14 protein-coding genes are annotated in these 21,067 nt (G+C 61.7%); 8 read left to right on the top strand and 6 right to left on the bottom strand.

Annotated elements, in window-relative coordinates; all coding sequences use genetic code 11:
• The first annotated feature begins 119 nt into the window (after positions 1 to 119).
• From VFO93_RS06885 to VFO93_RS06905, 5 genes are all read left to right on the top strand, one after another.
• Positions 120 to 791 carry a response regulator transcription factor gene (locus tag VFO93_RS06885; RefSeq protein ID WP_325133611.1) on the top strand — a complete coding sequence of 224 codons (672 nt, stop codon included), beginning with the start codon at positions 120 to 122 and terminating at the stop codon, positions 789 to 791.
• A 123-nt stretch (positions 792 to 914) separates the two neighbouring features.
• A complete protein-coding gene (locus tag VFO93_RS06890; protein ID WP_325133612.1) occupies positions 915 to 1,829 on the top strand; it encodes a hypothetical protein in 915 nt (304 codons plus the stop codon).
• 131 nt (positions 1,830 to 1,960) lie between these two features.
• Positions 1,961 to 3,265 (top strand): HAMP domain-containing sensor histidine kinase, encoded by a 1,305-nt coding sequence (locus tag VFO93_RS06895; RefSeq protein ID WP_325133613.1) that lies wholly within the window; start codon positions 1,961 to 1,963, stop codon positions 3,263 to 3,265.
• 111 nt (positions 3,266 to 3,376) lie between these two features.
• Complete coding sequence (locus VFO93_RS06900) at positions 3,377 to 5,836, top strand: TonB-dependent receptor domain-containing protein (RefSeq protein ID WP_325133614.1); 2,460 nt, start codon at positions 3,377 to 3,379, stop codon at positions 5,834 to 5,836.
• Positions 5,837 to 5,882: 46 nt separating this feature from the next.
• Positions 5,883 to 6,788, top strand: coding sequence for an ABC transporter six-transmembrane domain-containing protein (locus VFO93_RS06905; protein ID WP_325133615.1), 906 nt, complete (start codon positions 5,883 to 5,885; stop codon positions 6,786 to 6,788).
• A gap of 636 nt (positions 6,789 to 7,424) precedes the next feature.
• Here VFO93_RS06905 and VFO93_RS06910 read toward each other — a convergent pair.
• The 3 genes from VFO93_RS06910 to VFO93_RS06920 all read right to left on the bottom strand — a co-directional run bounded on the left by VFO93_RS06910 (position 7,425) and on the right by VFO93_RS06920 (position 11,237).
• Complete coding sequence (locus VFO93_RS06910; protein WP_325133616.1) at positions 7,425 to 9,053, bottom strand: acyl-CoA carboxylase subunit beta; 1,629 nt, start codon at positions 9,051 to 9,053, stop codon at positions 7,425 to 7,427.
• Between the two features lie 170 nt (positions 9,054 to 9,223).
• Positions 9,224 to 10,228 (bottom strand): MlaD family protein, encoded by a 1,005-nt coding sequence (locus tag VFO93_RS06915; RefSeq protein ID WP_325133617.1) that lies wholly within the window; start codon positions 10,226 to 10,228, stop codon positions 9,224 to 9,226.
• Positions 10,229 to 10,364: 136 nt separating this feature from the next.
• The gene (locus VFO93_RS06920; RefSeq protein ID WP_325133618.1) at positions 10,365 to 11,237 is read right to left on the bottom strand and encodes an N-acetylmuramoyl-L-alanine amidase; all 873 of its coding nucleotides are present in this window, start codon (positions 11,235 to 11,237) and stop codon (positions 10,365 to 10,367) included.
• A 223-nt stretch (positions 11,238 to 11,460) separates the two neighbouring features.
• On the opposite strand from VFO93_RS06920, the gene VFO93_RS06925 reads away from it, so the two are divergent.
• Positions 11,461 to 14,385 (top strand): putative LPS assembly protein LptD, encoded by a 2,925-nt coding sequence (locus tag VFO93_RS06925; RefSeq protein ID WP_325133619.1) that lies wholly within the window; start codon positions 11,461 to 11,463, stop codon positions 14,383 to 14,385.
• An 85-nt stretch (positions 14,386 to 14,470) separates the two neighbouring features.
• Here VFO93_RS06925 and VFO93_RS06930 read toward each other — a convergent pair whose 3' ends face one another.
• Positions 14,471 to 15,007: a 2'-5' RNA ligase family protein gene (locus VFO93_RS06930; protein ID WP_325133620.1), complete on the bottom strand. Its 537-nt coding sequence runs from the start codon at positions 15,005 to 15,007 to the stop codon at positions 14,471 to 14,473.
• A gap of 156 nt (positions 15,008 to 15,163) precedes the next feature.
• Positions 15,164 to 16,168 (bottom strand): gluconolaconase, encoded by a 1,005-nt coding sequence (locus VFO93_RS06935; RefSeq protein ID WP_325133621.1) that lies wholly within the window; start codon positions 16,166 to 16,168, stop codon positions 15,164 to 15,166.
• A gap of 137 nt (positions 16,169 to 16,305) precedes the next feature.
• On the opposite strand from VFO93_RS06935, the gene VFO93_RS06940 reads away from it, so the two are divergent.
• Positions 16,306 to 18,474, top strand: coding sequence for a hypothetical protein (locus VFO93_RS06940; protein ID WP_325133622.1), 2,169 nt, complete (start codon positions 16,306 to 16,308; stop codon positions 18,472 to 18,474).
• Between the two features lie 45 nt (positions 18,475 to 18,519).
• On the top strand, positions 18,520 to 20,436 hold the full coding sequence (gene abc-f, locus VFO93_RS06945) for a ribosomal protection-like ABC-F family protein (protein WP_325133623.1): 1,917 nt from the start codon (positions 18,520 to 18,522) through the stop codon (positions 20,434 to 20,436).
• A gap of 150 nt (positions 20,437 to 20,586) precedes the next feature.
• On the opposite strand, the gene VFO93_RS06950 is transcribed toward abc-f, so the two are convergent.
• Positions 20,587 to 21,067: hypothetical protein (locus VFO93_RS06950; RefSeq protein ID WP_325133624.1), on the bottom strand; the 481-nt coding region annotated here is incomplete at its 5' end.

Here is a 21,067-nt window from a genome sequence, read left to right on the forward strand (position 1 = left end):
CAACGAAGCGGTAGAGATGCTTCTACTTCGCTGCGCTCCGCTCAGCATGACGGACGTTTTCGAACAAATTTCTTGATACAATACGCTTCAACGTATTCCCTCCTTAACCTCTCCCACGCATGAAAATTCTCCTAGTTGAAGACGAGAAGCTGCTTTCCGCGAGCATCAAAATGGTGCTGGAGGACGACGGCTACGCCTGCGAAACGGCCTACACCTTCCGCGAGGCCGAAGACCGGCTCGTGGCCCGGCTCTACGACCTAGTGGTGCTGGATTTGAACTTGCCCGGCGGGCTAGGTTTTGAGCTGTTCGAGTACATCAAGGCGATGGAAACCCGGCCCGGCGCGCTCATCATCTCGGTGCGCGACGGCCTCACCGACAAGCTGCGCGGCCTCGACCTGGGGGCCGACGACTACCTGGTGAAGCCCTTCCACCTCGACGAGCTGCTGGCCCGGGTGCGCAGCATCCTGCGCCGCCGCCACCCCGAGGAGCCTGCCGAGCTCAGCCTGGGCAACCTGCGCTACCAGCTCGATACCCACGCCGTGACTGTGGCCGACGCGCCGCTCAAGCTCACCCAGAGCCAGCTGCGGCTGCTCTACTACCTGCTGCTCAACCGTCGCCGCGTGGTGGCCAAGGAGTCGCTGTCGGACTACGTGCTGCAAGAAAACGTGGGCATGGTCGATTCGCTCGACTACCTCTACACCCACGTCAAGAACGTGCGCCAGAAGCTCAAGGCCGCCGGCTGCGACGTCAGCCTCGATACCGTGTACGGCATGGGCTATACGCTGCACTAGAGGGTTGTTTGGGCTTTACTAAACAACCATCGTGCTTACCTGGCGTCCTTCTTCCGCCTGAGTTTATCGTCTGTAAAGTCGAAAGCCAGTCTCCTCCAGTTACCGCCTTAACCCAATCCTGAGATGAGAAAATACCTTGTAACGTTACTCATTATTTTAATTAATCAGACTACACTTTGTGCTCAAAACCCGGAAAGAGTAGCTATTGATAACACACATTACTACTTCAAACTTGTGCCAAAGGCAAAGCCAGTTGGAGTAATTATCATCCTCCACGGTGGCTCAGAAGACCCAAAAGACGTGATGAATCAAATCACATTAGATGAAGTTGCGCTTAAAAATAATTTCATCGTTGTTTTCCCAAACATTGAAGACGATGATTTTAAAATGACAGTAGCGCAACGAGTGTTGGATGCTATTGCTCAGGAAGTAGTTGACAAACACAAGGTGTCAAAGGATAAGATATTTCTTGGTGGGCTTTCAGGCGGCGGGATGCAGACGATAACCTATGCAGAAAGAGCCATTAGGGATAAAAATACCTATTTCACACCAAGAGCAATTTTCGCCCTCGACCCACCGCTTGATTATGAAAACATGTATTATCGTTATCAGCGAGAAGTTGAAAGAAATTTTTCGGAAGCCGGGGTAAATGAAGCAAAATTATTGCTGGCAGAAATGGAGAAAAATTTGGGAGGAACACCCGAAACTGCGAAAGAAGAATACATAAAAAACTCAATGTTTTCCTATCATCAGAAAGATGGTGGAAATGCAAAGTATTTACTAGGCATGCCGGTTAGAATTTACACAGAACCTGGTGTAGAGTGGCAGCTAAAAAACAGACACAGGGATTTATACGACTTGAATTGTGCGGATATTTCAGCAATGATAAATTTATTGCAGCTGACAGGGAGTAAAAGCGCTGATATCGTAGTAACCCACGACAAAGGAGTGAGACCGAATGGAATGAAACACCCTCATTCCTGGTCAATTATGGATTCAAAAAGCTGCATGACTTGGATTTTAAATCAGCTAAAGTAAAGAAGTCCTGTCGCCAGCATCAGTTGGGCTGACTATGGCTTTGACTCGTTTTCTGAAATGTCCCTGCTGTGGTGCGAAAGGTTTTCCCTGGCTTTAGATTTCTTTATACCCGCTGAGCCGACCTTCGCCCCATGCCCACCAAACACTACAGCAAGCGGTTTATTGCCGGCCTCAAGCGCATCTATTTGATAGCCCTGCCCCTTATGCTGGTAGTGGTGCTGCTGGCCAATAATGCGCTGCTCGACGCCTACTACTCCTATTTCTACACCCGGGCGCAGCGGCAGGTAGTAGATGAGGTAACCCAGCACTGGCGGCAGCGTGGGCAGCTGCCGGCCCGCGCCGGCGTGCGCTATCGCCCGCTGCCGCCGGGCACCGCACCCTACGCTTACTACACCGAGCAGTACACCGAGTTGGGCGCGCCGCACAGCGGCATCTGGTACGTCGCCACCGCCACGAAAGGCCGCGAGGTGGTGGAAGTGACCGTGTATAAGCAACTCGCTACGGCGAGCGGCGAGCCCACGGCGGGCATTGTGCTGGGGGCCGTGGCCGCGTCGCTGCTGCTGTTTCTGGGGCTGAGCTGGCTGCTGTTTCAGTTCAGTCTCAAACGAGTGTCGTTCAACCTCTGGCAGCCTTTCTACCAAAACCTGCGCCGCGTCAACGCCTTTAATCTGCGCGACAAGCAGCCACTGGTACTGGCGCCCACCGACGTGCGCGAGTTCGTATTCTTCAATGAGGCCATCACGGGCTTCGTCGCCAACACGCAGCGCGCCTACGATGAACTGCGCGAGTTCACCGAAAACACCGCCCACGAGCTGCAAACCCCGCTGGCCGTGGTGCTGGCCAAAACCGAATTGCTGCTCAAGCGCCCAGCGCTGGACGCCCGCGACCGGCAGGACGTGCTCGAAATCAAGCAAACCGTGCAGCGCCTCTCGGCCCTGCAAAAGGCCCTCAACCTGCTCTCGCGGGTGCGCGCCTTGCACCACGCCGGCCCGCTGCCCGCCGAGCCGGTGGCGGTAGACGAGCTGCTGGCCGAAACACTGACCCGCTACGAGGAATTGCTCGACTACCGCGCCCTCACCGTGGCGTGGGGGGGGCCCGCGCCACCCTGGGAATTGTCCACTAACCGTGAGCTGCTGGGAATTTTGCTCGACAACCTAGTGCGCAATGCCATCCAGCACAACCTGCCCGGCGGCCGGCTAGGTGTGCAGCTGCTGCCCGCCGGGGGGCTAGAGTTGCGCAATACCGGCGTGGCCCCCGCCACCGCCGACCCCGACCCGTTTCGCCGCTACCACTCCCGCTCAACCGACGACGGCCGCCTGGGCCTGGGCCTAGCCATCGTGCAGGCCATCAGCGAGACGCTGGGGCTGGCGTGCCGCTATCAGTTTGAGCCTGAGGGTGCCGGGGTCTGGCACGTCTTTACCCTAACGTCCCGGTAAAAAAACGGTCTTTCGACAGAATCACGACAGGGTGAAGCGGGTGCTTTGCGGCTGTACTTCTCCAGTGGCCGATTGGGTTTCGGCCAGGGGAAGCCGCATTACCATTTGCATATGCACTGCTTTTCGTTTTTCTGGCGGCAGCCCAGCTGGTGGCTGCTGTTGCTATTGGGCTGGGCCGTCCGACCGGCCAGCGCCCAAACCTCACTCGCCCAGGCCCGCCTCACGGGCACGGTCGTGGACTCGCTGACCCAGCAGCCGGTGCCGTTCGCGTCGGTGGGGTTGCGCGGGCCTGATGGCCAGGTGGTGGCCGGCGTCACCACCGATGAAAACGGCCTGTTTGGGCTGAATGCGCCGACTCAGCCAGGTATTTATCAATTGATAATTAGCAGCTTAGGCTACCAATCCGCTGCGCATCCCGTGCCGGTTACCGGCGGTCAGCGCGACCTAGGCCGCCTGCGGCTGCGGCCCGCCGCCCAGGCCCTGGGCGAAGTGGTAGTGAAAGGCCGCCCGCCGCTGCTGGAGCAGCGCGGCGACCGCCTCGTGTACCACGCCAACCAGGACCTGACCAACCACGGCGGCTCGGCCCTGGAGGTGCTGCGCAAGGCCCCGCTGCTGAGCGTGACGCCTACCGGCCAGGTGCAGCTGCGCGGCAGCAGCAGCGTGAAGGTGCTGCTCAACGGCCAGCCCTCGGGGCTGATGGCGCGCAACCTGCGCCAGGCCCTGAAGCTGATTCCGGCCAGCTCCATCCAGACCGTGGAAGTCATCACCGCCCCCAGCTCGGCCTACGACGCCGAGGGGGCCGGTGGCGTCATCAACATCATCACCAAGAAGCCGGTGCGCGGCCCCAGCGCCAGCGCCGAGGCCACCCTAGGCAACTTCAACCAGGAGCTGACCGGCAGCTATAGCACCCAGCGCGGCCGCCTCGGTTTCACGCTGGCCGGCAGTCTCTCATCCGAGCGGGAGCGGTCGGCCACCGAACTCACGCGCCAGACCTTGCAGGAGGAAAAAATCGTGGGCGAGCTGAAGCAGCAGCGGCGCACAGACAACACCTGGCGCGGCTGGTCGACCGACCTGGGGCTGACGTATGACCGCGACTCCAGCAGCCACACCACGCTGGGGCTTAGCGCCTGGGGCGGCGGCGCGCCCACCCGCGGCGACCTAGCCAGCCGCTTCCGGGGCGCGCCCGGCAGCCCGGGCCTTGACTACCTCCAGCCCTTGAATGAGTACGGGCAGTTTGGCAGCGTCGAAATCAGCCCCGGCTACACCAAGCAGTTTCACCGCCCCAAGCAGGAGCTACGTCTGCTGGGCCAGGCCAGCTACCTCTACGACCGCAGCCGCTACGAAACGCGCCAGCGCCGCCCCGCCGACGAAGCGCCCTTGTATGGCGAGCAGGGTAGCAGCCGCAGCTGTAGCCCGCAATGGTCGGTGCAGGCCGACTATGCCCACCCGTTCACGGCCTCGGGCCAGCAGGTGCTGGAGGGCGGCGTGAAGCTGCTCAGCCGCCACATGCGCAACGAGTACCAAGCGGCGGCCACCCCGCCGGGCTTCCCCACGGCCGACTTGCAGCCCAATGCCACTCGCTCCAACGACTTCCGCTACCTACAGCAGGTGCTGGCCGCCTACACTTCGCTCAAGTTGCAACCAGCCCCCGGCTGGCAGCTGCAAGCCGGCGCACGCGTGGAGCACACCCGCCAAAACGGCGCGTTTGCGGCGGCCGGGCCGGCCGGCTTTCGCACGGCCTTTACTAATCTGCTGCCCAGCGCTTTGCTTAGTTGGCAACTCACCGAGCAGCACGCCCTGAAGCTGAGCTACGCCCAGCGCATCACCCGCCCCGAGGTGTGGGACCTGACGCCCTACGTGGACGCCAGCGACCCGCTCAACCAAATCACCGGTAACCCGCTGCTGCGTCCCGAGCTCACCCACCTCACCGAGCTGGGCTACGACCTGGCTCTGCCTGGCGGAGCCACGCTGGCCACCGCCCTCTACCACCGCCAAACTAACAACGCCATCGAGCAAGTGCGCGAGGTGGGTGAGCTGGGCGTGGCACGCCTCATCAGCCAGAACGTGGCCGGCCAGCAGCGCACCGGCCTCAACGCCACCTTCAGCTGGGAACCGGGCGAAGGCTGGACGCTCAGCGGCGGGGCCGAGGCTTACTACGCGCACCTGAGCAGCCCCGCCTTGCAGCTGCGCAACAGCGGCTGGCGCTGGTCGGGCAGCCTGAACGTAGGCCGCACCCTGCCCAGCGGCTACTCGGTGCAAGCCAGCGGCCTCTACCAAAACGGCGACCTGCTGCTGCAAGGCCGCACCTCGGCCTGGTACACCCACAGCCTGGCCGTGCGCAAGGAGTTTAAAAGCGGCCGCTCCAGCCTGACCCTTAACCTCGACAACCCCTTTGCCCAGCCTTTGCGCCAGCGCGAGCTGCTGGCCGGCCCCACCTTCCTTTCCCAAACTGACGCCCGCTACTACGCCCGTACCGTGCGGCTCACATTCGGCTGGCAGCTAGGGCAGCCCCCGGCCGAAGCCAGCGACGAGGCTGCCCGCCCGCGCCCTGGTGGCCCTAGGCACCGCTAGCCCTAGCGTCGCTCGGCCGGCGTCGTGCCTTCTTTACTTACCTCAAATGAATCCGTCTTCTTTCCCTCTACCCGCTGCCGAAAGGCAGCGGTCTTCCGCCTTTCGCACCCTCACCGCCCTGGCCCGCGCGCACCCCGGCCGGCTCGCCGTGACCCTGGGCTTGGTAGCCCTGGAAAATGTCTTGATGCTGGCGTATCCGCTTTTCGCTGGCTTTGCGGTCGATGCCATTCTGCGGGGCGATACGGCGCACGCTCTCTGGTATGCCGTGGTGGTGCTGGCTTTCTGGCTGGTAGGGGCGGCCCGGCGGGCCGTCGATACGCGCACGTTCACCCGCCTCTACGCCGAGCTGGCGGTGGGCGTGGTGCTGGCCCAGCGCCAGCAGGCGCAGTCCACATCCACGGCCGCCGCCCGCGTGGTGCTGGCCCGCGAGTTTGTCGATTTCTTTGAGCACCACGTGCCCGCCATCGCCACGGCCCTGGTGTCGATGGCGGGGGCGGCCGTCATGCTGCTCGTGCTGGAGTGGAAGGTGGGGGCCGCGTGCGTGACCGCCCTGCTGTCGTGCCTGGCCTGGGTGCCCGCCTTTGCCCGCCGCAACGAAGCCCTGCACCAGCGCATCAACAACCGCCTGGAGCAAGAGGTAGCCCTCGTAGAAACCGTGGGGCCGGCCGCCCTGCGCCGGCACTACACGGTGCTGTCGAGTTTGCGTATCTGGCTGTCCGACCGCGAAGCCTCGGCCTACCTGGCCATCGGGGCGCTGGCCGCGCTGTTGTTCGGGCTGCTCATTGCCCTGCTCGCGGCCACCCCCGGCATCCGCGCCGGCCACGTCTCGGCCGTCATGACCTACCTCTGGACCTTCGTCATGAGCCTTAATGAAGCTCCCGGCGTGGTAGACCAGCTCGCCCGCCTGCGCGACATCGGCCGCCGCGTCGCACCTATTGATGTGGAGAGGTAAGCCCGAAAAGTGTACCTTAACTTGAAAAACGAGTCCGATAACGTGACTTATGCTAAACTAGGGCAGCTTTGCGCAGTATTAGGGTTTACAGGTTCCTTCAGCCGACAATTTTCGGCCGGAGCCGTGAAGACTTCACTACTTAATGTGTCGGCACCTTCGCCTTGTAAGGTACTAAGGTGGTCGAGTGAAAACAGCTAGTGGCAAGTCTTCCCTCCCACTGCCCATGCCCGACAACCGCAATCCGAGCGGCCCGCCGCTGACTCCGCAAAAAATATTTGCCTGTCTTTAAAGCCGAGTGCGTGCGCCAGGCAGCCGCTGGGGCTCGGCAAACGCACGTGGCCCGCCCAAGGCCTGTCACCCACTTTGCTCGGCCGCTGGCAGCGTCAGACATTGGCCGAAGCCGTGCCCAGCAGTGCGGAGCGCGAGGAGATTAAGTGCTTGCGCGCCGAGCTCAAACGCGTGGAACAGGAGCGCGATAGGTTAAGAAAAGCCAAATCATCTTTGCGCAATCGTCTCATTTATGAGCCGTTATCAATTTATCGAGCAAGCTGCAGCTACCAAGCCAGTGCAGGGGCTCTGGCGCGGGCTACACGTCAGTGCCGCGGGCTATTGGCAGTCGGCTTATACGCCCTGGCCTCACACCTGAATAACGCCCACGTTGTACGCCTTCTCAATCGGCGCGTGATTGGCCGCGCTAATGCCTTCCGAAATCACCTTGCGGGTTTCGAGCGGGTCAATGACGGCATCGACCCAGAGGCGGGCGGCCGCGTAGTAGGGCGATAATTGCTCGTCGTAGCGGGCCTTAATGCGGTCGAGCAGCTCCTTTTCGGCTTCGGGCGTGATGACTTCGCCCTTGGCTTTGAGGCTGGCCACCTGGATTTGCAGCAGCGTGTTGGCGGCCGCCGCGCCGCTCATCACGGCGAGCTGGGCGGTGGGCCAGGCCACGATGAGGCGCGGGTCGTAGGCCTTGCCGCACATGGCGTAGTTGCCGGCCCCGTAGCTGTTGCCCACGATTACCGTAAACTTGGGTACTACGCTGTTGCTCATGGCGTTCACCATCTTCGCGCCGTCCTTGATGATGCCGCCCTGCTCGCTCTGGCTGCCCACCATGAAGCCCGACACGTCGTGCAAAAACACCAGCGGAATGCGCTTCTGGTTGCAGTTCATAATAAAGCGGGCAGCCTTGTCGGCCGAGTCGGAGTAGATGACGCCGCCCATCTGCATGCCGGTTTTCTTGCTTTTCACGATTTTGCGCTGGTTGGCCACGATGCCCACGGCCCAGCCATCGATGCGGGCCAGCCCGCAGATGAGCGTCTGGCCGTAGAGGTCTTTGTAGGGCTCAAACTCCGAGTTATCGACCAGCCGCAGGATGATGTCCATCATGTCGTAGGGCTTGGCGCGGTCGGCGGGCAGCTGGCCGTACAGCTCCTTGGGGTCGAGCCGGGGCGCGGCGGGCGTGGCGCGGCTAAAGCCCGCCGAAGGCTGCGCGCCCAGCTTGTCGAAGATGTTGCGGATGTGGTCGAGCGCCTCCTCGTCAGTCTCGAACTTGTAATCGGTCACGCCCGACACCTCGGAGTGCATGGCCGCGCCGCCGAGCGCCTCATTGTCAATGGTTTCGCCGATGGCCGACTTCACCAGGTACGAGCCGGCCAGGAACACCGAGCCGGTGCCGCTCACTATCATGGCCTCGTCGCTCATAATGGGCAGGTAGGCCCCGCCCGCCACGCAAGGGCCCATGATGGCCGAAATCTGCACGATGCCCAGGCTCGACATCACCGCGTTGTTGCGGAAAATGCGGCCGAAATGCTCCTTGTCGGGAAAAATCTCGTCCTGCATGGGCAGGTACACGCCCGCCGAATCGACGAGGTAGATAATGGGCAGCTTGTTTTCGATGCTGATTTCCTGGGCGCGCAAATTCTTTTTGGCCGTGATGGGAAACCACGCGCCGGCCTTCACGGTGGCATCGTTGGCCACTACCACGCACTGGCGGCCCTGCACGTAGCCCATTATTACGACCACGCCGCCGCTGGGGCAGCCGCCTTCGTCGGCGTACATGCCTTCGCCGGCGAAAGCGCCGATTTCAACCTGGGCCGCGCCCTTGTCCAATAAGTAGTTGATGCGCTCGCGGGCGGTGAGCTTGCCCTTGGCTTTGTGGGCGGCAATGCGCTTTTCGCCACCGCCGAGGGCTACTTTTTCTAGCTTTTTGCGCAGCTGGTAGGTGAGCTGCTGGAGGTGGTCTTCGTTGCGGTTGAACTCGACGTTCATAGTTGGGTGGGAATGGGAGATAAGAAGTGTAGTAGCGCAAACTTTGTAGTTCGCGTTCATTGGCGAGCACCCAGGCACACGCGAACTACAAAGTTCGCGCTACTGGCAGCGCAACTAAAAAGCCCGCTCTTAGTGGAGCGGGCTTCAAAATTAGGCAGTCGGGGCCGACCTTACGGCCGCACGGCGCTCACCTTTTTCACCTCCGTTTTGGTGGTGCCGTCGGGCTGCTTGGTGGTTTCCTTTTTCACCTTGTCCTTGCCGCCGCCCCCGAATACCGAGAAGTGCACGTAGCGCTTAGGGTTTTCCTTCATGTCCGAAATCAGGGCATTGGAGCTGGCGGCCGTGGCGTTCAGGTTGTTGTAAAGCAGGGTGTCGTTGATAAGCTTGCCCAGCGAGCCGGTTTTGTCGTTTAGGGCATTGCTCACACCTTTCAGCGAGGTCTGGGCTTCGGCCAGCGTCGAGTTGAGGTTGCGCATGGTCGGGCCGATGGGGGCCGACTTGAGCGAGTCGGACAGCTGCGTGAAGTTATTGGCGATGCGGTCGAGCTTGGCGGTGCTCTTGTTGAGCGCGGCGCTCATCTGGGCCAGGTTGCGGGTAATCTGGTTGATGTTGGCCTGGTTGGCGGCAATCAGGTTTTGCAGGGCCTGGGTGCTTTGGCGCGCGCCTACCAGCGTGCCTTGGATGTTGGTTTGGGCATCCTTATTCAGGAAGCCATTCACGTGGGCCAGCGTCGAGTTCAGGGTATCGAGCAGCACCGTGGCGCGGGCCTGCACCACATCGGTGATGCTAACGGCGGTAGTGGTTTTCAGCGTTTCGCCACCGTCGAATTTCTTGGAATCGGGGCCTAGCACCAGCGTGATGGTTTTGGAGCCCAGCAGCGAGCCGCTGAGGCCGGCCTTGGTCGAGTCGCCCACGGTTACGCCTTTGTCGAGCTCCAGCGACGCCTTGATGGAGTTGTTATTTTCGGGCTGAAGCTCCAGGTTTTTCACCTGGCCCACCTTGATGCCGTTGAGCACGACCGGCGCGCCCACGTTGAGGCCATCGACCTTGGGGTACACGGCGTAGTACGTCTTATTGGAAGACAGAATGTTGCTGCCGCGCAAGAAGTTAAACCCTACCGCTAGCGCTACCAACGCCACGACGGCCAGTAGGCCGACTTTTATTTCTTTAGACACAGTATTGCAGATTAAGCTGAATTGCTCCGAGCCGTGATGGAAACGGCGCGCCCCACTCCCAAAGTGAAGGCCGCCTGAGGCTCCCTAACGTAAACGCCGCTCAGATGTTTATGCCCGGGCTAAGCTGCGCGCTGGCTCATTCGCCCCGCGTGCCTTCCAGCTCCTGCTTATACTGCCGAAAGGCGTGGTAAATACCCTCCGCGATGGCCTGCTGCCCGGCCTTGGTGTCGAGGTATTTTTCTTCGGTGCGGTCGGTGAGAAAGCCCGACTCGACCAATACCGATGGCATGGTACTCTTCCAGAGCACGATAAAGCCCGCCTGCTTCACCCCGCGCGAACTGCGGCCCACGCTGCTGCGAAACTGCTTGTCGATGCGCTGGGCCAGGCGCAGCGAGTTGGTGATGTAGGCGCTCTGAAACAGCGAAAACAGGATATTGCCCTGCGGCGAGTTGGGGTTGAAGCCGTCGTAGCGGCGCTGGTAGTCTTTTTCTTGCAGAATAACCGCGTTTTCGCGTTTGGCCACGCCCAGGTTGGCTTCGGTTTTGTGCGGGCCCATGCACCACACCTCGGTGCCGTGCGAGCCCTTGGGGCCGGCATTGCAGTGCACCGAGATAAAGAGGTCGGCGTGGTTGCGGTTGGCGATGTGCGCCCGCTCGTCGAGCTCCACAAACACGTCGGTGCGGCGGGTGTAGATGATGCGCACGTCGGGATTCCCCTCCTTGATGCGGCGGCCCAAATCCAGGATGATGGCCAGCGCTACGTCGGCCTCGCGGGCCGACACGCCGGCGCAGCCCCGGTCTTTGCCGCCGTGGCCAGCGTCGAGCACCACGGTGCGCAGGCGGTAGCGGTCGGCTGATTCGGTGCTTAGTGCCTGGTGCTTGGTGCTTAGTGGCTGGTCCTCCGAGCTTGGTTCTTGTAGCTTGTCAGCGCGCCGAGCAGCCGCTGGCGCGGGCCGCTCCCAGTACATCGAGCGCCCGGTGCCAGGCACTAAGCACCAAGCACCAAGCACTATGTAAGAAAGGGCAATAATCCGCACGTCGTTCGTTTTGAGGGAAAGGAGGCACCGGGGAAGCCTCCGCAGCAGGTTGGCTGCCTGTTATCTTTGTTTGTCCGATGCCCCAAAAGTAATTCGCCCGGCGCTACCGTCCACTTTGCTGTCTTCTGTCTTTCTTCCGGTTGCCGGGTTACGTAGGCGCCCGCCGCTGGGTTGGCTGCCCGGCTGGCTACTCTGCTTGCTGCTGCTGGCCAGCGGCCCGGCCGCCCTGGCCCAGGTGCCCGACTCCACCATCAAGGCCCCCGCCACGCCCGGCAAGCGCCGGCCGGGCTCGGTGCCCACGCAGCCCGTGCGCATCATTTCGGCCGACCCCAACGAGCCCCAGAGCCCGCCGCCGCCCGGCGAGCGCAGCGCGCAGCGCACCAAGCAGCCGGGCATTTCGCGCAAGGCCGCGCCCAGCCTCACGCCCGACAGCACCGGCCTGGCCGTGCGCGACACCAGCCGCGCCGGCCGCCGCCAGGATTCGCTGCACCTGGCCGACCTCAAGCGCCGCAGCCAGATTCAGACGACCGTGAAGTACGCGGCCAGCGACTCGATTCAGTTCGACGTGACCCAGAAGATTGCGCGGCTCTACACGCAGTCGGTAGTCGACTACGGCGAGATGAACATGAAGGCCGACCTTATCACGGTGGACTACGGCAAGAACACCGTGCTGGCCAACAGCCGCACCGACTCGGTGAAGCACCGGCTGCGCGGCAAGCCGGTGTTCAAGCAAGGCTCTGATAACTACACGGCCGAGGAAATTGCCTACAACTTCAAAAGCAAGCGCGGCATCATTTCGGGGGCCATTACGCAGCAGGGCGAGGGCTACGTGCACTCGGAGCTAGCCAAGAAGCAGGCCGACAATACGATACATAACCTGGGCACTACCTACACGACGTGTAACCTGGCGCACCCGCACTTCTACATCAGGGCGGCCAAGGCCAAGGTGATACCGGGCAAATCCGTGGTGACGGGGCCGTTTCACATGGTCATCGGTGATGTGCCGCTGCCGCTGGGGCTGCCGTTTGGCTACTTCCCCATGCAGCACGGCGGGCGGGGCTCGGGCGTCATTATTCCCACCTTCGGGCAGGCGCAGGACCGCGGCTACTACCTCACCAACGGCGGCTACTACTGGGCTCCCAACGACTACCTGGGCTTGCGCGTGACCGGCGACCTCTACGCCGGCAACGCCGAGCGCTTCGGGGGCTACGGCATCAATACCGAGCTGACGTATGACAAGCGCTACCGCTACCGGGGCAGCGCCCGCGTGTCGTACACCAACCGGCCCACGACCTCCATCCTGAGCACCGGCACGGCGGCCACCAACCCCGAGTATGTGCCCCCGCCCACCGCCCAGACGTTCTGGATTAGCTGGAACCACTCGCCGGTGCCGGCCCCCGGCGGCGGGGTGTTTTCGGCCAGCGTGCAGGCGGGTAGCTCGTTCTACAACCGCGTCAACACCCTCGACCCGCGCCGCTACCTGGCGGCCGCCTTCAACTCGACCATCAGCTACTCCAAGCAGCTGCGGCACCTGCCCATCAACTACTCCATCCAGGCCACCCAAAGCCAGAACGTGCAAACCGGCGTCATGGACTTTACCCTGCCCAACCTGAGCGTGGGCGTGGCCCGGCAGTACCCCTACCAGTGGCTGGGCATTCAGCCGCGCGGGGCCTGGTACGAGCAGTTTGCGGTGAGCTACAACCTGGTGGCCCAAAACCGCATTTCCAACATCGTGGAGGCCCGCCAGCTGGCCTCGGGCATTCCGCTGCTAGGCGGCAGCACCTCGTCGTACACCATTCCGGTGAGCTTGAGCAACCTGGGCGCGCTGCTGCGCAACGCCCAGAACGCGGCCCAGCACCAGTTTCAAATTACGCTGCCCTCGGCCCGGCTGTTCCGCCAGATTCAGGTGCAGCCCTCCATCAACTACGGCGAAACGTGGTACGCCAAGTCGCTCAATTATGAGTTTGTGCCCGAGGCCCAGGCCGTACGGATTGATACTATTTCGGGCTTTAACCGGCAGTATTCGTACTCGGCCAACGTGTCGGCTACTACTACTTTTTACGGGCAGCTCAATTTCAAGAAGGGCAACGTGCGGGCCATTCGCCACAAGGTGACGCCCAGCGTGAGCTACGCCTTCTCGCCCGACCTCACCAAAGGCAACGCCTACCAGCTGCTGGAAGTAGGTGCCGACCAGAGAGGTAACGCCATAAATGGCGCGCTCCGCGATAACTACGGCCGCCTGCTGGCACCCCAGACCTTCACGCGCTACCAGGGCTTTTTGCTGAGCCAGTCGGCCAGCGCCCGCGTCAGTCAGGTTTCCTTCTCGGTGCAAAACCAGATTGAGATGAAGGTGCGCAACAAGCAGGATACTACCGGCACGCAGGAGTTTAAGAAGGTGAGCCTGGCCGACGGCATCGACCTGGCCGTGGGCTACAATTTCGCGGCTACTTCCTTTAAACTCTCCGACCTAAGCCTGGGCTACCGGGTGCAGATTGCCAAGAAGCTGAACGTGGTAGTGAGCAGCTCGTTCTCGTTTTATCAGCGCGACTCGACGGGCGTGCTGCTCGACAAATATTTATTTGCCCAAAAGAACTTCCGGCTGGCCCGCCTCTCCTCGGCCAACTTCAGCACGGGCTACCAGTTTAACCCCGCCGCCAAGCCCCAGAGCAAGGCCAACGTGCCGCGCGCCACGGCCCCGGCCAACGACCCGGTGCTGGGCTCGCCCACGCCGGTGGCGATATACGCCGACTACGTCGATTTTGACATTCCGTGGGAGGCCAGCGTGCAGTACACGGCCAGCTACACCACCAACGCCTCGCCGTTTCGCAACGACGCCTACGCGGCCCGCAACCCCTTCTTTTCCAACAACTCGCTCACGGCCAGCGGCTCGGTCAAGCTCACCGAAAACCTGCGCCTGAGCTCCAGCCTCAGCTTCGACTTGCGGGCGGGCTCCTTCGTGTACCCGGTCATCAATTTCACCCGCGACCTGCACTGCTGGCAAATCACGGGCATGTGGATGCCGGTGGGCATCACGCGGGGCTACAGCTTCACCATCGCCGCTAAAAGCAGCCTGCTCCAAGACCTCAAGCTGAACCGCAACCGCACGATTTTGAATCGATGAAGTAGGTGAGGAGGTGAAAAGTGAGGGGGTGAGAAGGTTGCCGATTGAAGCACCTTCTCACCCCCTCACTTTTTCACCTCCTCACCTACTCGCCAAACATAAATACCTCTTCGCGCACGAACAGGTCGCCCACGGGGTGCAGCAGGGCGAGGTTGCTGATTTCGAGCTCCAGGTTGAAGGTCTGGTTGTTGAGAAACTGGAGCACGGGGCCGAGCAGCTCGGGCGTGGTATCGTGCAGGGCCAGCGACACGTGGGGCAGCCAGAGGTCGGGGGCGCTGTACTTGTCGGTGCGGCTGCACAGCGGCGCGGCTATCTCCAGAATGCGGTGGTGCAGGTGGTTGAGGTAGTCGGAGCGCAGCACCGGGATGTGAATGACGGGCCGCTCGCCCGGAAACATACCCAGCCCCGTGGTGTGCGCCACAAAGCAGTGGCTGGTGCGGGCAATATCGCGCAGGCCGGCTTTTAGGGCATTCAGGTCGATGGGCTCGACGAGCTGATACGTGAGGTGCGGCTCGGGCGTGGCCTGCACGTCGGTGAGGCCAAACTCGGTTTCCAGGCTTTTAATCAGCTTGTTGATGTGGTCGGAAGAAGGCGGCGCGAGCAGCGAGGTAATGGCAAGCATGAAACTGAGGGCCGAAGCAAAAAATCAAAAGGCAGGGCGACGCCCCAAAGCTAAGGTTGATGGGTGTAGAGACGCATCTTGGCGCCTCACGTTCGACGGGCTCGTCTGACGTGAGACGCAAGGATGCGTCGCTACACCCACCTAGTCGACAATCATTTAAAACCCGACCTTCGTGAGGCTGAACTGCGACACCGGTGGGTTCTGATTGACCTGCAAGGCGTTGAGGTACGAATACAGTACGTAGCTCTCGGTACCATTGCGCCGGGCCAGGGTAGTAGGAAACACCGACCCGGTAGCGAAGCTGCCGGTGCGGTTCACGGTAGCGAAGCCATCGGTGCTGCTGAGGCGGTACACCTGGCCCTGGGCATTGCACACGACTAGTAGCGTGTTGTTGTCGGTGAGTTGCAGGCCGTCGTCGCCGGTCAGCACCAGGCCGGTCGTGTTCACTTTGGTAAAATTGGCGGGGTTGCTCAGCGGCACTTTTATCAGCGCGCCCTCGTCCGATTTGGCCACGATGAGGTAGCCGTCGGGGTGCGCCACGATGCCGTTGAGGCCGAAGCTGCCGCTGGAAGCCCCGAGGGCGCTGTTTTCTAGGAAAACCGACGCCGTACCCTGCGCGTCAATCTTGTAGATGATGGGCGCGAAGCTGTCGGTCACGTAGGCATTGCCGGCCGCGTCCACGGCGATGTCGTTGGCGAAGTGCGCGGCGTAGGCGGGGCGCAGGGCACCCAGGTTCACGTAGCCGGTTTTGGCCCCGCTGGCGTTGAAAATGGCCACGGCAGCGAGCTTGCGCAAGGTGGCCGAGGTGGTGCGGGCGGTGTTGTAGCCGGGGTCGGACACGGCCACCAGCAGGCGGTTGCGGGGCACGTCGAGGCGCAGGCCGATGGTCGAAATCAGCTGCGCATCGTCGGCAAACTGCGCGTAGGAGCCATCATCTTTCACCTGCCCGATGCGGCCCGCCGTTTGGGAGCTCACCAGGAAGCGGCCGCCCGCGTCGTCGTACTGCGTGCCCTCGGGGTAGAGGCCGGCCTGGGTGAAATTGACCTGGGCGGGCGGGCCGAGCGTGGCGATGTCTTTGTCGTCGGCGCAGGCGGCCAGCAGCAGGGCCAGGCCGCAGCCCGCGCCCAGGCGGGCGAAGGCAGAAGTAGTGAAATCAAGCATAAAAACCAAGTAAAAGAAAGCCGAAGGTACTCGTCTGTACGGCCCGCGCGGGGGTAAAGGTTGAGCCCGCCCGCCGCGCCGCTAACCCCGACCGGGCAGTTTGCCGTTAGGTAGCCTTCGCCAATTGCTTTTGTTTCGTGTCTACTTCTTCTGCGCCCCCCGCGCCCGGCCCGGCGCGGCACCGCTGGCTGTGGTGGCTTTTGGGTGGCCTGGCCGGGCTGCTGCTGGCGGGCACGCTGGCGGTGGTGTTTGGCCTCGACCCCTGGCTGCGCCGCAAGCTCGAAACCACCGTGGCCGAGCAAACGCACGGCCAGTACCAGCTGCGCGTCAAATTCTTAGAAACCAAAATCACCTCCCGCGCCCTGCACCTGCGCGGCCTGGAGCTGCGCCCTGCTACCAACGCCGTGGCCGACACGCTGCCCTACCTGGCCTTGCGCCTGGGCCGCCTCCACCTCAGCGGCGTGGGCGTACTGGCGCTGCTGCGCGGCCGCCCCGTGCCGCTCGACAGCCTGGTGCTCGACTCGCTGCAAGTGCGGGTGCTGGCCCTGGCCAAAAAGCCGGCCCCCCACCCTACCCCACCCCTCTACCAGCAGCGCCCCGTGCGGCTGGGCTACCTGGCGCTGCGCCACGCGGGCGGCAGCCTGGGGCCGGCCGCCGCGCTCACCGCCCAGCTCACCCGCGCCGACGTGCAGGCCCGCGACGTACTCTTCACCCCGGCCGGGGCCGCCGATACGGCACGGCTAGGCTTTGCCGCCGCCTGGCAGGCCACGCTGCGCTACCCACAGGGCCGCGTAGGCGGGCACGTGCTGGCACTGGCGAAGGCCGTTTTTTCTTCTGACAAACGGGCGCTGACTATCGACTCGCTCAGCATCGAGCCGCCTGCGTTGGGCCGGGGCACGCCGGGCGCTACCCAGGTGGCGTTCCTGATGCCGCAGCTGCGCGTAACCGGGCTGCAAGCCGCCGCCTGGCAGCACCGGCAGCACTTCCAGGCCGACTCGGCAGTGCTGCGGCAGCCGCGGCTTTCGTTTGTGCCGCCCGCGCAGGCCCCGCCGCCGCTGTGGCAGCTGATGCGCCCGCTGGCCCGGCGCGCCGACATCGGGCATTTTATTCTGAACGATGGCTTTATGGCCATTACGGGGGTAAAAACCCGGCCGGCCGTGCGGCACGTGTTTGCCACGGGCCGGGCGCTGCGCGTCGATTCGCTGGGCGAGCGGCCGGGGCAGCGGCGCGTCTTGTACGCCCGCAGCTGGGTGGCGCGCAGTGGGCAACTCAGCGCCACGTTCGACGCGCCGGCCTACCCGGCCACCATCGAGCGGGGCGCGCTCGACACCCGCGCCGGCACCCTGCGCCTGCGCGAGCTGGTGCTGTGGCCCAGCCTGTCGCCGGCCCAGCTCAATCGCCGCAAGGGCTACCAGGTAACGCAGGTGCGCCTGCGGATGCCTGAGCTGCGCGGCGAAGGGCTGGATTTTTACCAGCTTTCGGCTAATAGCCACTTGCGCGTGGCCCGCGTGGTAGCCGAAAAACCCTGGCTGGGCCTGGGTAGCGATGGGCGCGCGCCCATCGACCCGCACCCGTCCATCCTCACGCCCGAGGCCGTGCGCAAGCTGCGCGCCCACCTCGACGTGGCGCGGTTTGACATCCGGCAGGGCACCATTTACACTACCTACCGCAGCCACCATACGCCGGAGGTGGGCCGGTTCAGCATCAGCCAGCTCAATGCTACGCTGCGCAACCTCAGCAACGACCCGCGCCGCCAGTCGCTGGCGCACCCGCTCACGGGCGAGGCCACGGCCCTGCTGGAGGGGCGCGCCCGGGTACAGGCCCGCCTCAGCGCGCCGCTGCTCGATGCGCGGGGGCGGCATCACTTGTGGGGTAGCTTCGGGGCCGCGCCGCTGGCGGTTTTAAATCGCATCACGATACCGACCAAGGGAGTGGGCTTTAAGAGCGGCGATATTCAGCGCATCGACTTCGACATGCGCCTCGACCGCCACCAAACCAGCGGCACCATGCGGGCGCGCTACGCCGCCCTCAAGTTTGTGCTCTATAAATACAAGGACGGTGAGTTTAAGAAGCCGCTTTTCACGCGCCTCAAAACCGGACTGGTCAACCTCGTCGTCCGCGACCAGAACCCGCGCCCCGGCGGCCGCTTCGTGGAAGGCGACATGACCTCGCGGCGCAACCTGCAATCCTCCGTATTCACGGCCTGGCGGCAGGGGCTGATGATGGGTTTGCTGCACAGCGCTGGCGTGCCGCAGAAGATGGCCCAGAAGCTGAGCCAGGCCAAGGGCACCAAGCCGATAAAATAAGGGGAGGGTTGCGTCGTACCTTTGTGCCCGAATATCCGCTGCGCAATGATTTCTATCTCCGACCTAGACTTTCACTTTGGCTCGCGCACCCTTTACGACGGGGCCAGCCTGCACATCAAACCCAAGGACAAGATTGGGCTGGTAGGCCTCAACGGCACTGGCAAATCGACCTTGCTGCGCCTGCTGGTGGGCGAGTACAAGCCCGACGGCGGCTCCATCTCGATGAGCAAAGAGGTGAGCCTGGGCTTTTTGAACCAGGACTTGCTGAGCTACGACACCCACGAGTCGATTCTGCACGTGGCGCTGCAAGCGTTTGACGAGGCGCTGGAATTGCAGAAGAAAATCGACGAGATTCTGCTCAAGTTCGAGACCGACTACACCGACGACCTCGTGGACAAGCTCGCTACCTTACAGGAGCGCTTCGAGGCGCTGGGCGGCTACACCATGCAGGCCAAGGCCGAAGAAATATTGGAGGGCCTGGGCTTCACCACCGAGGAGCTGCAAAAGCCGCTCAAGACCTTCTCGGGCGGCTGGCGCATGCGCGTGATGCTGGCCAAAATCCTGCTGCAACAGCCTTCGCTGCTGCTGCTCGACGAACCGACCAACCACTTGGACTTGCCCTCGATTAAGTGGATTGAAACCTACCTGGCGGGCTACGAGGGCGCGGTTATCATCGTGAGCCACGACCGAGAGTTCCTGGACGGCACCACCAACACGACCGTGGAAGTGAGCGGCGGCAAGCTGCACCCCTACGCCGGTAACTACTCGTTTTACCAGGAAGAGAAGGTATTGCGCACCGAGATTCAGCAGGGCGCTTACGACAACCAGCAGGCCCAAATCAGGCAGGCCGAGCGCTTTATTCAGCGCTTCAAGGCCAGCGCCGCCAAGGCCAAGCAGGCCCAGAGCCGCGTGAAGGCGCTCGATAAGCTGGAGCGTATCGAGGCCGTGGCGCCCGACGCCGCCCGCGTCAATTTCAAGTTCACCTTCTCGCAGCAGCCGGGCCGCCACATCCTGCGCATGGAGCACGTGGGCAAAAGCTACGGCGACAAGCTCATCTTCCGCGACACCAACGTGCACATCGAGCGGGGCGATAAAATCGCGCTCATCGGGGCCAACGGCAAGGGCAAATCAACCTTGATGCGCCTCGTGGCCGGGGCCGAAAACCCCACCACCGGCAAGCACCAGCTGGGCCACAACGTCATTATGGCTTTCTACGCGCAGCACCAGCTCGAAAGCCTGACCGTGGAAAACGAGATTATCCAGGAGATGAACGAGGCGGGCTCGAAGCGCAACGAGATGGAATTGCGCGGCGTGCTGGGCTCGTTTCTGTTCACGGGCGACGACGTGTACAAGAAAATCAAGGTGCTGAGCGGCGGCGAAAAAAGCCGCGTGGCGCTGGCCAAAACCCTGATTTCGGAAGCCAACTTCCTGCTGCTCGACGAACCGACCAACCACTTGGACATGCAGTCGGTCAACATCCTGATTCAGGCCCTAGAGCAATACGAGGGCACGTTTATCGTGATTAGCCACGACCGCTTCTTCGTGGAAAACGTGGCTACCAAAATCTGGTTTATCGAAGACTACCAGCTGAAAGAATATCCCGGCACCTACCACGAGTACGAGCAGTGGCAGGACGAGCGCGAGAAGGCCGCCAAAAAAGCCGGCCTGCCCAGCCCCTCGGCCAACAAGCCCGCCCCCAAGCCGGCCGCCGTGGCCGAGCCCGTGCCCACGGTGAATAAAACGCCCGCCCCCAACCAGAAAAAAGCCCTTAAGGAGCTGGCCGAGGTCGAAGCCAACATCGACAAGCTGGAAAAGGAAATGGCCATGTACGAAAAGCAGCTGGCCGACCCCAAAATCTACCAGAACACCGCCCAGCTCAAGGATACGACCGTGAAGTTTGAGCAAGTGAAAAAGGAGCTGGTGAAGCTGAATGACCGGTGGGAAATGCTAGCGGAGATGTAACAGATAGCTCCAACCAGAAGACAAAAGCCCCGACAGTTGCTGCTGTCGGGGCTTTTAGTTTCTGGCAAAGGTTGCAGCTTAGCGAAGTACCAGCTTTAAAAGTAGCGTAGTTCATTTAACTACTACACCCACCATTTCGCTAAACCTTTGTTAGCGGCTGGTTTGCTTCCCAAATTGCTTCTCCCAGTTTGCCGAATTATGATTTTCTTCATTCCACAGCTTGACTATCCAGTCTTCATTATTAACCAGAAGAGTTACAGTCAAAGAATCGTTAAATGTAATGTTCGACATGCATCTATGTTTAACACCATTAATATCATTCAACTCATAAGTATGCGCTACGGAGTAGCTTATTTTATCTGACTCTTGCTTCGTAGCTGTATCTACAATCTCATCCAAAGTTTTCATTGAACCTTGTTCCAACTCGTCTACTAACGAGTCTGAATCGTAACCTTTATTGACTTTATAAACTTGAATTTGGTCTTTTATAAAATTTCCGAATTTAATGGGATGGTAAGAGTTTGGAAAGGCAGCATTATTAAGTATAAATGCTTTTACTTTTTCCTCTGCTATCTTCTGCTTAGAATGAATATTATCTTGGTCAAAATATAAATCATAAATATCTGACGAC

Origin of the sequence: Hymenobacter sp. (genome assembly GCF_035709525.1) — a bacterium.
GTDB lineage: Bacteria > Bacteroidota > Bacteroidia > Cytophagales > Hymenobacteraceae > Hymenobacter.

What these genes read in the sequence shown, in the direction of transcription:
- VFO93_RS06910 (WP_325133616.1), bottom strand. Translation starts at nt 9,053, where the DNA reads ATGAACGTCGAGTTCAACCGCAACGAAGACCACCTCCAGCAGCTCACC.
- VFO93_RS06930 (WP_325133620.1), bottom strand. Translation starts at nt 15,007, where the DNA reads ATGCTTGCCATTACCTCGCTGCTCGCGCCGCCTTCTTCCGACCACATC.
- VFO93_RS06890 (WP_325133612.1), top strand. Translation starts at nt 915, where the DNA reads ATGAGAAAATACCTTGTAACGTTACTCATTATTTTAATTAATCAGACT.
- VFO93_RS06935 (WP_325133621.1), bottom strand. Translation starts at nt 16,168, where the DNA reads ATGCTTGATTTCACTACTTCTGCCTTCGCCCGCCTGGGCGCGGGCTGC.
- VFO93_RS06905 (WP_325133615.1), top strand. Translation starts at nt 5,883, where the DNA reads ATGAATCCGTCTTCTTTCCCTCTACCCGCTGCCGAAAGGCAGCGGTCT.
- VFO93_RS06885 (WP_325133611.1), top strand. Translation starts at nt 120, where the DNA reads ATGAAAATTCTCCTAGTTGAAGACGAGAAGCTGCTTTCCGCGAGCATC.
- VFO93_RS06895 (WP_325133613.1), top strand. Translation starts at nt 1,961, where the DNA reads ATGCCCACCAAACACTACAGCAAGCGGTTTATTGCCGGCCTCAAGCGC.
- VFO93_RS06900 (WP_325133614.1), top strand. Translation starts at nt 3,377, where the DNA reads ATGCACTGCTTTTCGTTTTTCTGGCGGCAGCCCAGCTGGTGGCTGCTG.
- abc-f (WP_325133623.1), top strand. Translation starts at nt 18,520, where the DNA reads ATGATTTCTATCTCCGACCTAGACTTTCACTTTGGCTCGCGCACCCTT.